The organism is Natribaculum luteum (assembly GCF_023008545.1).
GTDB lineage: Archaea > Halobacteriota > Halobacteria > Halobacteriales > Natrialbaceae > Natribaculum > Natribaculum luteum.
Genome location: NZ_CP095397.1, coordinates 2,403,546 through 2,415,930 on the forward strand (window position 1 = coordinate 2,403,546; position 12,385 = coordinate 2,415,930).

14 protein-coding genes are annotated in these 12,385 nt (G+C 66.0%); 8 read left to right on the plus strand and 6 right to left on the minus strand.

The features are described 5' to 3' along the window. Window positions 1-52 precede the first annotated feature (52 nt). The 3 genes from MU558_RS12360 to MU558_RS12370 all read left to right on the plus strand — a co-directional run bounded on the left by MU558_RS12360 (window position 53) and on the right by MU558_RS12370 (window position 2,070). Complete coding sequence (locus tag MU558_RS12360; protein ID WP_246966578.1) at window positions 53-652, plus strand: DUF420 domain-containing protein; 600 nt, start codon at window positions 53-55, stop codon at window positions 650-652. Between the two features lie 139 nt (window positions 653-791). Continuing rightward, window positions 792-1,373, plus strand: a complete 582-nt coding sequence (locus MU558_RS12365; RefSeq protein ID WP_246966579.1) for a TlpA family protein disulfide reductase — start codon at window positions 792-794, stop codon at window positions 1,371-1,373. Window position 1,374: 1 nt separating this feature from the next. Beyond that, entirely contained in the window at window positions 1,375-2,070 is a 696-nt protein-coding gene (locus tag MU558_RS12370) for a cytochrome c biogenesis protein CcdA (protein ID WP_246966580.1), read from the plus strand. 37 nt (window positions 2,071-2,107) lie between these two features. Here the strand turns inward: MU558_RS12370 and MU558_RS12375 are convergent, their stop codons facing one another. From MU558_RS12375 to MU558_RS12385, 3 genes are all read right to left on the minus strand, one after another. Continuing rightward, the gene (locus tag MU558_RS12375) at window positions 2,108-3,061 is read right to left on the minus strand and encodes a metallophosphoesterase family protein (RefSeq protein ID WP_246966581.1); all 954 of its coding nucleotides are present in this window, start codon (window positions 3,059-3,061) and stop codon (window positions 2,108-2,110) included. A 78-nt stretch (window positions 3,062-3,139) separates the two neighbouring features. Then, complete coding sequence (locus tag MU558_RS12380) at window positions 3,140-3,913, minus strand: ABC transporter permease (RefSeq protein ID WP_246966582.1); 774 nt, start codon at window positions 3,911-3,913, stop codon at window positions 3,140-3,142. Further along, complete coding sequence (locus tag MU558_RS12385) at window positions 3,910-4,860, minus strand: ABC transporter ATP-binding protein (RefSeq protein ID WP_246966583.1); 951 nt, start codon at window positions 4,858-4,860, stop codon at window positions 3,910-3,912. Before MU558_RS12385 ends, MU558_RS12380 begins: the two co-directional genes overlap by 4 nt. 146 nt (window positions 4,861-5,006) lie before the next feature. Between MU558_RS12385 and MU558_RS12390 the strand changes: the two genes are divergently transcribed. Together MU558_RS12390 and MU558_RS12395 are read left to right on the plus strand one after the other, a co-directional pair. After that, entirely contained in the window at window positions 5,007-5,963 is a 957-nt protein-coding gene (locus tag MU558_RS12390) for a TIGR03557 family F420-dependent LLM class oxidoreductase (RefSeq protein WP_246966584.1), read from the plus strand. A 72-nt stretch (window positions 5,964-6,035) separates the two neighbouring features. Beyond that, window positions 6,036-7,034 (plus strand): aldo/keto reductase, encoded by a 999-nt coding sequence (locus tag MU558_RS12395; RefSeq protein ID WP_246966585.1) that lies wholly within the window; start codon window positions 6,036-6,038, stop codon window positions 7,032-7,034. Between the two features lie 3 nt (window positions 7,035-7,037). Here the strand turns inward: MU558_RS12395 and MU558_RS12400 are convergent, their stop codons facing one another. Together MU558_RS12400 and MU558_RS12405 are read right to left on the minus strand one after the other, a co-directional pair. Further along, a complete protein-coding gene (locus tag MU558_RS12400; protein ID WP_246966586.1) occupies window positions 7,038-8,261 on the minus strand; it encodes a Cdc6/Cdc18 family protein in 1,224 nt (407 codons plus the stop codon). 607 nt (window positions 8,262-8,868) lie between these two features. Further along, the gene (locus MU558_RS12405; RefSeq protein ID WP_246966587.1) at window positions 8,869-10,293 is read right to left on the minus strand and encodes a heme o synthase; all 1,425 of its coding nucleotides are present in this window, start codon (window positions 10,291-10,293) and stop codon (window positions 8,869-8,871) included. A gap of 136 nt (window positions 10,294-10,429) precedes the next feature. Between MU558_RS12405 and MU558_RS12410 the strand changes: the two genes are divergently transcribed. Further along, on the plus strand, window positions 10,430-10,714 hold the full coding sequence (locus MU558_RS12410) for a DUF7410 domain-containing protein (protein WP_246966588.1): 285 nt from the start codon (window positions 10,430-10,432) through the stop codon (window positions 10,712-10,714). Between the two features lie 13 nt (window positions 10,715-10,727). Here the strand turns inward: MU558_RS12410 and MU558_RS12415 are convergent, their stop codons facing one another. After that, the gene (locus tag MU558_RS12415; RefSeq protein WP_246966589.1) at window positions 10,728-11,012 is read right to left on the minus strand and encodes a DUF7111 family protein; all 285 of its coding nucleotides are present in this window, start codon (window positions 11,010-11,012) and stop codon (window positions 10,728-10,730) included. Window positions 11,013-11,126: 114 nt separating this feature from the next. On the opposite strand from MU558_RS12415, the gene MU558_RS12420 reads away from it, so the two are divergent. Both MU558_RS12420 and MU558_RS12425 read left to right on the plus strand, forming a co-directional pair. Continuing rightward, complete coding sequence (locus tag MU558_RS12420) at window positions 11,127-12,056, plus strand: DUF3267 domain-containing protein (protein WP_246966590.1); 930 nt, start codon at window positions 11,127-11,129, stop codon at window positions 12,054-12,056. Between the two features lie 31 nt (window positions 12,057-12,087). Beyond that, window positions 12,088-12,363 carry a PadR family transcriptional regulator gene (locus MU558_RS12425; protein WP_246966591.1) on the plus strand — a complete coding sequence of 92 codons (276 nt, stop codon included), beginning with the start codon at window positions 12,088-12,090 and terminating at the stop codon, window positions 12,361-12,363. The last annotated feature ends 22 nt before the right edge of the window (window positions 12,364-12,385 follow it).

The following is a 12,385-nucleotide window of genomic DNA, read 5'->3' on the forward strand; positions in this document are numbered from 1 at the left end:
TGTTCGGACCTGAAGAGCAAGACAGATACGATTCCCTTCCTAACGTCCGCCAATGGCGACTTCGAACGCGAGACGACGGCTCCGCGAGAACCCGCTTCAGGTAACCGTCCTCCTGACTGTCGTCGGATACGCCCTCGTCGCCGGGACGTTCTTCCTCGAGTTGCCCATCTACCCGGACCTGACGAACGCGCAGGTGAACCTGATCAGCCACGCCATCGCCGTCATCAACACGACGGCGACGGTGTTGCTCGTCCTCGGCTGGTACTGGATTCGCAACGACGAGGTCGACAGACATCGGTTCGCGATGACCGGCGCGTTCGCCCTCATCCTCGTCTTTCTCGTCATCTATCTGTTGAAAGTCGGCGGCGGTGGCGAGAAACACATCGTGGGCGTCTCCGGGCCGATCTACTACGCCTACCTCCTGATGCTCGCCATCCACATCGTGCTGTCGGTCGTCTCCGTGCCGGTCGTCCTCTACGCGCTGATCCTCGGGCTGACCCACACGCCGGCCGAACTGCGAGCGACGCCACACGCCAGGGTCGGTCGGATCGCCGCCAGTGCGTGGATCCTGAGTCTCGCCCTCGGCGTGATCACGTACGTGATGCTCAACCACGTCTACAGCTACGAATTCGCGACGATGCTCGTTCCGTAGGGGACACGTCTACCGGGCACCTCGTCGCTTCGATGCAGTTCCGTCGTGCGTGCGTACTTCGACGCGGCCCCGTCGCTCGTGCGTAAGCGACACACGACCGCCCTACACTACATACTTGCTTGACGCTTCTGTTGTGGCTATGACTCCGCCAACGCGCCGGGCACTGCTCGGTGCTCTCGCTCTCGGAAGCGTCAGCGTCGCGGGCTGTCTCGGTGACGACGGGGACGGCGATGGTCCGTCCGCCGATTCCGTCGGCGCGACAGACGGCGGCGACGAAACCGACGCCGACGCTGCCGCCTGGGCGACCACACCACTCGAGGACGTCGTGACCGGCGAGACGTTCGTGGTCGAAGACTTCGATCGTCCAGTGCTGCTCGAGACGTTCGCAGTCTGGTGTTCGACCTGTCTCGCCCAGCAGCGAGCCGCGAACGAACTTCACGAGCGCGTCGGTGACGACGTCGTCACTGTGGCGTTGAACGTCGACCAGAACGAGGACGCCGAGGCGGTTCGCACCCACGCCGAGGAACACGGCTTCGACTGGTACTGGGCCGTCTTGCCACCAGCCGTGACCCGTAGTCTCACCGACCAGTTCGGCCAGACGATGGCGAACCCCCCGTCTGCGCCGGTCGTCCTGCGATGTACCGACGGCGGCGCTCGTCGGCTCGAGGGCGGTGTCAAGTCCGCGGACACGCTCGCGGCCGAGGTCGACGCCGGCTGCTGAGATGGCGCTCGCTCCACGCCTCCTCGAGTTGTTCTTCATCGGCGTCGCGACCCCGCTTACCGCCGTCTGTGTCCTGCCACTGTATCCGGCGTTCGTCTCGTACCTGGCGACGAGCGAGTCGACCGACCGGGACGAATCCAGTCCGTCGCCAGCCGTTCTCGGCGTGCTGGTCGTTGCCGGCGTTCTCTCGTTTATGGCGATCGTGGGACTCGTGTTTACGACGCTACTCGAGACGTCGCTGACCCGAGTCGTCGAGGCCGTGTCGCCGGTGGCGTTCGTCGTGCTCGCCGGCGTCGGTCTCGCACTGCTCGTGGATCTCGACGTCTTCGCTCGCCTGCCGACGGTCGAACCGCCACAGTCGCAGTATCCGACAGCGACGGCGTTCGGGTACGGCTTCTTTTTCGGTGCGATCGTCCTGCCGTGTAATCCTGGCTTCATCGCGCTGTTTTTCGCCCGCGTTCCGATCCTGTTCGATTCGCAACTCGGGAGTCTGCTGGGATTTCTGGCGTTCGGACTCGGGATGGGCGCGCCGCTGCTCGCGTTCGCGCTCGTCTCCGAATCGCTTGGTCGTCGCGCGACGCGGACGCTCGCTCGTTACAGCGGTCCGATCAATCGCCTCACCGGGGTGATCGTCCTCGCCGTCTCGGCGTACTACCTCGTGGTCGTCTTCGACACTCTCGACGGCGTCGGTTTCTAGCGAACCGGTCGGCCAGTCGGTTTCGTTCCGGTAGTGATCAACCCTCGCGCTCGGTTCCACCTTCGTCGACCAGCGGGAACGTCGCGAGCTGTGCCGCCGAGAGTAACACGCGGTCTTTCTCGTAGCCGTGGGCGAGCGACTCGACCATTCCGTCGGCGTCGGTCAGCGGGAGCAGTCGCACGGTCGTTCCCCGATCGTCGATCTCGAGCAAGAGCAAGGCGTGCGGAAACGACGAGACGGCCGGGACGGTCAGCTCGCGAACGCCTTTCGTTCGGGCGATCGCCGGAAAGTGGAGGTGGCCGGTGACGACCAGCGGCACGTCGGCGGCGTCGAGCACGTCGACGAGCGGCCCGGGATTCGAGAATCCGGGGACCTCTCCTGCCATCGGCAACTCGGCGCTGTAGCGGTCGTAGCGATCGCCCGTCGCGGGGAGGTTGTGGTGGACGACCACGAGCGACGAGTCGACGTCGGTCTCCGAAAGCGTCTCGTCGAGCCACATCAGTTGCTCCGACGTGATCCGGCCGTCCCAGGTCTCTGCCGGCCGTTCCGGCGTCGCCGCGTGGCTGTTGAGGCCGATCACCTCGAGGTCGCCCAGTCGGGTTCGAAACGGCAGACCGCCCGGCGTGTATCGCCGCTCGAACTCGGGAACGGAGAGTGACTCGCGTTCGTCGAACGACGTCGGCAGGTCGTGGTTGCCAGGAATCGCGACGGCTGGCGGGTCGAACGCCGAGAGTTCGTCGAATCGGTCGAACTCCGCAGGAACGCCGTTTCGCGTCAGGTCGCCGGCGACGACCACACCGTCGACGTCCCGGTCGTTCACGCAGTCGACGGCCGCCCGGAGGTGGGCCTCGGTCCGGTGGAAGACCTTCCACGTGCCGGTCTCCTCTGCCGAGAGGTGGACGTCCGCGAGGACGGCGAGTCGCGTCGGCTCCGTCGCCGTCGGTCGCTCGAGTCGGGCCAGCAACTGTCCCGAGTGGGGGTGTCGCGCCATCGCGATCGAACGAACGACGGCAGGGGGATTAACGCTCGGGGCGGCGACTGCGCCCGTTCTCCGTCCCGGACGACGCGATCAGTCGGTCTGCGGGATCGATCGCGCACCCAGGCCGAACGCGAGGACGGCGAGGACGGCGAGGACGGCGAGGTTCGCGATCGCGGGCTCGAGGCTGCCGACGGTGGCGACCTCTGCCTGCGGGAAGGTGACCGCTCGGACGCCGCGGGCGAAGTACGTCAGTGGCGAGAGGTTCACCAGCGGTTCGAACCAGCCGGGTAGCTGCTCGAGCGTGACGAACGTATCGGAGAGAAAGAGCAACGGCAGCCCGATGGTGTTGCTGGCGGCGACCGCCCCGTCTCGCGAGTCGGTGTAGCTGCCGAGCATCGCGCCGATGCCACAGAAACAGACGACGCCGACCAGGACGTACGGGACGAGCAGCGGGGAGAAGACGATATTCGCGCCCGTCAGCGCGATCACCAGCCCGAGGATGAGCAGTGCCGCCAGCCCGATGATCGCGGCGTTGACGACCGTCTGGGCGAGCAGCCACTCGCCCCGGGTCAGCGGCGTCGTCACGAGCTTCTCGAAGCGGCTCCCCTCGCGGTGGCGCGCGACTTCGCTGCCCAGCCGCGACAGCGGCGTAAAGAGGACGACGGTGGCGAGATAGCCCGGCACGTAGTAGGCCGGCGGTTCGGCGAAGAGACCGCCACCCGTCGGGTCCGTGCGGACGAGCGCACCGAAGATGACGATCAGGATGACTGGAAACAGGAACGTAAAGAAGACCGCCGTTCGCCGGCGGACGAACGACCGCCAGTCGGCGTCTGCCTCCGCGTGGATCCGTGCGAGACGGGTCATCGACCCGGCTCACCCCCTGCCGTGGCGAGTACCGTCCCCTCATCCCGCGTCGTCCGCGCGATCTCCGCGTCGTCTGCGAGTTCCAGGTAGACGTCCTCGAGGTCGGGTTCGGCCCACGTCAGGCCGGTGTACTCGAGGTCGCGCTCCTCGAGGTAGGCGACCACGGTCCCGATCTCGGCTGGCGAGACGTCGTCGACGACGGTGCTACCGTTTCGCACCTCTGTCGGATACTCGAGGTCGGCGAACGCGGTCGGGTCTGCCTCGGTGTCGACGGTGAGGTGGCTCGACCCGCCGTGTTCGGCGACGAGCGCCTCGGACGTGCCGACGGCCACGAGTTCGCCGCCAGCGAGCAGGCCGACGCGGTCTGCGAGGCGTTCGGCCTCGGCCATGTCGTGGGTGGTCAGGAAGACGGTCGTCCCGGTGGCGGCGAGGTCCTCGATCAGCCGCCAGACGGTTCGCCGACCGGCGGGGTCGATGCCGGTCGTCGGCTCGTCGAGAAAGAGCACGTCGGGGTCGTTGACCAGTGCGCTCCCGACGCAGACGCGGCGCTGTTGTCCGCCCGAGAGGTTCTCGTACCACGTCTCGCCGGCGTCGGCGAGGCCGACGTCAGCGAGCACCGTCTCGGGGTCGCGCGCCTCGTCGTAGAGGCCGGCGTAGTAGGCGAGCAGTTCGCGGGCGGTCAACCGGTCCGGGGGCGTAAAGTTCTGGGGCAACACGCCGAGGCGACCGCGATCGACGGTCGTCGGATGCTCGCCCAGGATCTGCGTCGTCCCCGAGTCCGGTTCCGTCGTCCCGGTGAGCGCGCGGACGAGCGTCGTCTTGCCGGCCCCGTTCGGGCCGATGAGCGCGAACACTTCACCGCGGCCGACCGACAGCGACACGCTCGAGAGCGCGACGACGTCGCCGTAGGTCTTGCGTACGTCCTCTGCGCCGACTACGGCTTCCATGTCTGCGGGTATCCACCCGTCGCGGGTAAGATGTTCGATTCGGTCGCCGCTTCGTCCCGGAGAGGGGCCCAGTTCGTGTCGACCTCTCGTTCCGTTGCCCTCGCAGGGCCAACCGTTAGACCGTCGATCGTGGTACGCTTGCGAACATGGCGAAGCTCGGTTACACGCTCTCGAGTGAAGAACACGGCCCGAACGACCTCGTCGACAACGCTCGCCGCGCCGAAGCGGTCGGATTCGACTTCGTATCGATCTCGGATCACTTCCACCCGTGGATCTCCCAGCAGGGGAACGCGCCGTTCGTCTGGTCCGTCCTGGGTGCGCTCGCGGAGGCCACCGACGACCTCGAGGTCGGCGTCGGTGTCACCTGTCCGACGGTGCGGATCCACCCGGCGATCGTCGCCCAGGCCGTCGCCACCACGGCGGCGATGTTCGACGGCCGATTCACCTTCGGCGTCGGTACCGGCGAGAACTTGAACGAGCACGTCCTCGGCGATCGGTGGCCCGAACACGACGTCCGCCTCGAGATGCTCGAGGAGGCGATGACCGTCATGGAGGCCCTCTGGGAGGGCGACACCGTCAGCCATCGCGGGACCCACTACACCGTCGAGAACGCCCGCCTCTACACCCTGCCGGCGGAGCCACCGCCAGTCGTCGTCTCGGCGTTCGGACCGAAGACCGCGCGGATGGCCGCCGAACGCGGCGACGGTCTCTGGACCGTCGGCCCGCGGGAGGACGTTCTCGAGGCCTACGAGGACGCGGGCGGCGAGGGGCCGACGTACACCCAGCTCGACGTCTGCTACGCCGAAACCGAGGACGAGGCAGTCGACACCGTCTACGAACACTGGCCGAACACCGCCCTGCCGGGCGAACTCAGCCAGGAACTGCCGACGCCGGCACACTTCGAGCAGGCCGCGACGATGGTCGAGCGCGAGGACGTCGCCGAGGGGAGCACGGTGACGAGTCCCGAACCCGAGGCGCACCTCGAGAGCATTCGGGAGGCGATCGACGTCGGCTACGACCACGTTTACGTCCACCAGATCGGTCCCGACCAGGACTCCTTCTTCGAGTTCTACGACGAGGAGGTGTTAGCCGAACTCGAATGAGTCCGATCGTTCGCTCGCGACCGTCTCGCCGCATCCCGACCCGTTTTGTCGTTCCCGGGAGAACCCGCGGACATGGAGTACGTCTCCCTCGGTAACACCGGCACGACGGTATCGCGGCTCTGCTTCGGGACGTGGCGTTTCGGCAAACGACACGGCGACGTCGTCGAGACAGAGAGAGACGAAGCGCACGACTTGCTCGACGCCGCTCGAGACCACGGCATCAACTTCATCGACACAGCCAACGTCTACGGCGACCCCGACGGCACCGCGGAGACGTGGATCGGCGAGTGGCTCGAAGATCAGGACCGCGAGGAGTTCGTCATCGCCTCGAAAGTCTACTTCCCGTTCGACGGCTGGGGAGAACCCGGCCCCAACGACTCGGGGCTCGGTCGCAAGCACATCCGCACCCAGATCGAAGGAACGCTCGAGCGACTCGGCACCGACTACCTCGACCTCTACTACATCCACCGCTGGGACGACGACACGCCGATTCGCGAGACGCTGTCGACGCTGAACGACCTCGTCCGCGAGGGGAAAGTCCGTCACCTCGGGGCCTCGAGCATGGCCGCCTGGAAGCTGACCAGGGCGCTGTGGACGAGCGACGTCCACGACTTCGAGCGGTTCGACGTCACCCAGCCGATGGTCAACGCCGCCCACTACGACGCCGTCGGCGACTACCTCGACGTCTGTGCCGACCAGGATCTGGCCGTCTGCCCGTACTCGCCGCTGGCTGGCGGGTTCCTGACCGGCAAGTACGACCGCGCTCCGGACGGCACCGTCGAGGCACCCGACGGCTCCCGGGCGACCCTCACCGAGACGTTCGGCGATCGCTACGCCACCGACCGGGCCTGGGACGTCCTCGAGGCGGTCGAGGACGTGGCCGACGAACTCGAGGCGACGCCCGCACAGGTGTCGCTTCGCTGGCTGATGGAGCAGGATCGCTTCACGTGCGTGCCGATCGTGGGTGCTCGCTCGCCCGACCAGCTCGAAGAGAACGTCGACGCGGTCGATCTCGACCTCTCGACCGAGCAGTTCGCGCGAATCGACGAGGCCCGCACCGGCGACGAGTGACGCTCACTTCCCGAGACCCGACAGCCGCGAATCCCTGAGCAACACCTTCTTGACGATGTCGGGGTCCTCGAGGAGCCGGTGTTTGGCGTGGGCTCCTTTGCCACGGCCCCGACCTTCCCGCTCGGACTGGATCACGTTCAGGAAGTTTTGTTCCTGGAGGATCTCCTGGACGCGACGTTCGGAGAGCGGATCGAGGCCGACGCGGGTGACGATCTGCTGGTACTGGTTGTAGATGACTTTCGTCGGAAACTCGTCACTCGAACTGTTCTCCGTCAGAAGCGTCAGCGCGAACAGGATCGCTTTCGCCTGCTGTGGCGATCCCTCGATCAGTTCGGAGAACCGATCTGCTTCCGTCTTTTCTTTCGCGTCGCGAACGTGTGACTCCGTCACGCGGGAGTCGTTTTGTTTTTTCGCGAGTCGGCCAGCGTTCCGAAGAATGTCGATCGCCTTCCGGGCGTCGCCGTGTTCCTGTGCGGCCAGTGCCGACGTCAACGGGATGACGTCGTCGGTCAACAACCCCTCGTGAAACGCGTCGCGGCGCTTCTCGAGGATGTCGATCAGCTGGTTTGCGTCGTACGGTGGAAAGACGAGTTCGTCCCGTGAGAGGCTCGATTTCACTCGTTCGGAGAGCTGGTCAGGGTAGTCGATCTTGTTCGAAATGCCGATGATCCCGATGTTCGACTCGGAGATTCGCCGGTTCTCACCGGCACGCGAGAGCTTTCGCAACACTTCGTCGTCCTCGAGCATGTCGATCTCGTCGAGGATGACGATCGTCACGTCGGTACAGGCGTCGACGCACTGCCAGAGCCGTTTGTAGTAGTCGCCGGTTCCGAGGCCACGGTCGGGAATCGTGATGCCGGTCCGGTCGGGTTCGTTGACGATCTGGCCGATCGTCTTCACGATCGCCGCCTCGGTGTTTTGCTCACCGCAGTCGATGAACGCGTACTTCACCTCGACGCCATCGCGCTCGGCCTCCCGTATGACACGCTGGGTGACCGATCTCGAGATGAGCGACTTCCCTGTCCCCGTTTTTCCGAAGATGAACAGGTGCGACGGCTGGCTACCGAAAATTGCCGGGTTGAGTGCTTCGGCAACGCTTTGCATCTCGTCGTCACGGCCGACGATTCGGCCAGGTTCGGGAAGATGAGTGATCTCGAGTAATCGTTCGTCGGCGAAGATCGGATCGTTGTATTGAAAGAGCGGATCACGGTCAGTATCCGGAGACATTCGTTGACGGCAGTGTTTGAATCCGGCTGAAATAAAGCTATGGAGGTCGCTCGCGTGTGTAAAGTTCCGGAGAGAGCGGCTATCTGTGGCGCATGGCTGGATATTGGGACGGCGTCGACAGTCGAACTGCAGTCGCGGATTTATACTGCCGGACGACACGGGTCGGCCGTCGATCACGTCTCAACGGCTGTCGTCGTACGGCGACAGCGTCCCGAGTGCGATCGAGTGTGTACGATTTTCTGCAACCGAACTCGAGTCCGGGCACGTACGATCGGTCCCCCGGCGCTCTTCTGGGGGGACACACCTCCGTCGCGGATGTAATCGGCTCGAGGGGGAGGGTGTCGATGGAACCGGACGATTCCCGGGAACGGTGGCGTGAAATCCGGATTTTACATCCGCGACGGTGGTGTGTTGTACGTCCCTAGCCCCTCACACGTGAACAGTTACATTCGCGACGGGGGTGTGTCCGACCTGAAAGATCGACGGCCACGTCGTTTCGCTCGAGAGACGAATCCCGGGACCACCCATAACGATAGCTGTGAGTCTGTCCCGCCGCAACCGCGAACCGTCCTGCGGTTGCGTCGGCAACCAGTCACAGCAATCGTTATCACAACGCGAGTGCGTCGACGAAGACGGCGACGAGGACGGCACCGAGGAAAGCGTTGGAAGCGTGGAACGCCCGGAAGGCCGCAGACTCCGTCTGTTCGAAGTGGAGTCGGACGGCGGCCCAGAGGAAGACGCCGCCGAAGACGACGACGGTCGCGGCGTACAGCGCGCCGAGGTCGGTGATCCAGGCGAGCGCGACCGTCCCGATCAGGGTCGCACCGATGTAGTAGAGGATGTGTTTTCTGGTCACCGTCTCGCCGCGCACGACGGGCATCATCGGGAAGCCGCCGCGGGCGTAGTCCTCGCGGTAGGCGAGCGCGAGGTTGTAGAAGTGGGCGGGCGTCCACAGGAAGATGACGCCAGCCAGCGCGAGCGCGGGCATGCGGATCTCGTTCGTCACCGCGGCCCAGCCGATGAGCGCGGGTAGCGAACCGGCGAAGCCGCCGATGACCGTGTTCTGGACGGTGTTGGGTTTGAGCAACAGCGTGTAGACGACGCTGTAAAACAGGATTGCGGCCAGGCCGAGCGCCGCGGCGAGCGCGTTGATCGTCAGGAAGACCGTCATCGAGGCCGCAGAGAGGAAGAGTCCAAAGAGCACCGCGTTACGGACGGGGACCAGGTCGACCGCCAGTGGCCGATCCGCGGTGCGGGACATCTGCTGGTCGACGTCGCGCTCGAGGACGTTGTTGAACGTCCCTGAGGCACCGATCGCGAGTACACCCCCGAGGAGCGTAGCGGCGACGGTGTACGGGTCGAGCGACGAGTCGGCGGCAGCGAGCGCCATCCCCGCCGCGGCGACGAGACAGAGCAGCCACATCAACCGTGGCTTCATCATCTCGAGGTAGGCTGCTGCGGTGAGCTTCGCCCGGGCGAGTCGACTCGAGGGGAGCGATCGTTCGAGCGCCGGATCCACCGCCTCGTCGATCGGTTCCGGCGAGACGTCGATCGCGTCGTCGTCGCCGCCGGTGGCGGTCTCTAACTCCCACGCGAGCGCGCCGACGACGACGGCGAAGACGCCGACGCCCAGTGCGAGGTGGAGACCGGGCACGATCGCCGCAGGCCCCATCGTCGCCGTCACCGCGCCGACGCCGACCTGAATCACGTAGAGGGTGGTACCGAACGCCAGGGCGTAGCGGACCCGGTCGGTCGCGTCGCCGAACCACGCGGCGACCGTCGAGGCGACGACGAGCAGGCCGACGAGCACGGCAGCCAGGCGGTGGCCCCACGCGACGGCGAGCTGGGTCTGATCTAACGGGTCGACCGGTGCGTGACACGTCGGCCAGGTCGAGCAGGCCGAGGCGGCGTCGGTGAGCGACGTCGTCGCACCGATGACGAGCAACAGATAGACCCCGATCGCGGTCGCTGCGAGCAGTCCCGAAAAGCGCGTTCGTGTCCCGATGGGGCGCGGAAACTCGTCCGATACCACGGCTATCTAGTGAGTAATTTGGCCACGTCTACTTAGGATTCCCGCTTCCAGTACCGTTCCAATTTTCAGTAGTTTTCAGTCGTCAGCTCTCGTCGCCGGGGGAAGACGGATGTGACTCGAGGTGGTCTTCGCTCGCGTGGACGCGAACTCGTCAGAGCCCGTGTGCCGAGAGACGGCCGTTCCCGACGGCGAGTCGCCGGTCACGTGTCCGTACTGCGAGCGGCCGTTCCCCGACGAGCGCCTGCGGACGCTCCACCTCGGGTTCGACCACCACGACCGTCTCGACGACGGCGAACGCGAGGCGTTCGAGGCGGCGTATCTCGAGGAGAGTGCGGAGATCCGGCGGGTTCGATGGCAACTCGTCGCCGTGCTGATCGCGATCTACTTCGGCCTGCTGTTCGTCTACGCGTTCGTCGCGTGACCCGCTGGCCGGCCTACATGCCCATGTCTTCGGCCGCCTCCGGGATCGGCAGGTCGTGTGGCGAGACGCCGAGCAACTCGGCGACGTGATCGAGCGCCATATCGAAGCCGTAGTAGCGCTCGAGTTCGTCGCCGTCCGGCGTCGGCCGAACTTTCAGCATGGCATAGCCGTCGACGTTCTGTGCGACGGCGGCGGCGGTTCGGCCCCCCCGCTCGAACGTGAGGAGGCGTTCGGTTTCGGTCTCGGTGTAGCTCGCGGTGACGTCGCCGTCCTCGGCAGTGCTGTCGGTGTCGTTCATCTACCCGTAGCTGCGGAACCGACGAAAGCCAAGCTATCGGTTCGCGTCTCCCGTCGGTTCCTGTCTCCAGGCCGACATCGATATCGCTTTCTTTCTGGTTTCGCAACTGCGTTCGTGACCGTGGCCCGCGAGGACGACGACTCGAGCGAGTCCCGACGGTTGCTCGCGTCGATTCGACTGACACAATCGATCGCGATCAGGTGGCACCTCGTTTCGACGGCCGGGTTCTTCGCGTTCGCGTACCTGTTCGGCGTCGTCCTCGAACTGGTCTCCGGCGACCCGCTCGAGCCGATCACGATCGTCGCGGCCTCGTCACTCGAGGTGCTCACTGGAGTGGCCCTCTTTGTCGGCCTGCTGATGCTCGTGATCGTCCCACACGAACTGCTCCACGGGGCGGTCATGGCCCGCTACGACGGCCGGCCGGCGTACGGCGTCGGCGTCTCGCGGTTCGTTCTGCCGTTCGCCTACACGAGAAGCGAGGGGACGGCCTACACGCGCGACGAGATGCTCGCCGTCTTGCTTGCACCGTGTGCGATCATCACCGCCGTCGGCCTCGCCGCGCTAGTCGTCGTTCGCTCTCCGCTGGTGCTCGTCCCCCTCGCGGCCAACGCCGCCGGCTCCGTCGGCGACCTCTGGATGGCCGGGGTGCTGGCTCGCTACCCCTCGAGCGTTCGCGTCGGCGAACTCCCCGACGGGGCGCAGGGTCTCGGCATCTACGGATCGCCATCCGACAGGCCGCCGCGCCGGCTCCCGCTCGAGCACACGCTCAGCACGTTCTTCTACGGCGCGTCCGGCACGTTCGTCCTCGTCGTGCTCGCGCTGGCCGCGTCGGTGCTCGCGTCGCTGGCGACCCGTTCCGGCGACGTCGTCCTCGGCGATCCGGACGGCGGCTGGTTTCTCTTTCGGCACGAACTCGACCCGACAGGCTACGGTGCGTCGTTCGAACTCGGCTTCCCGGTACTGCTCGGACTGTCGGCGCTCGGCGGCCTCGCGTGGACGGCCGTCGCTGCCTTCCGGAGCCGGGTCGCCCGGACGAAACCGTAACGCTCGACCCAGCCCGCACGAACCTCCTCGTATGACGTGGCTCCAGAGCGGCCGGCGGCGCGACCTCTGTTTCCTGCTGGCGGCCGAGGGCGAACTCCGCGGACAGCAGCTGAAGTCGGCCCTCGAGTCCCGCTACGAGGCCCGACTCGAGCCGAAGTCCTTCTACGGCTCGCTGTCGGCGCTGGTCGACGCGGGACTCGTCGAGAAACGAACGGAAGGGCTGTACGACGTCTACTCGCTGACCGACGCCGGCGAGCGGCAGGTCCGCGAGCACGGCGAGTGGGTGCGGGAGTGTCTCGAGGAGTGATAATGCGATTGTAACCGGTTCC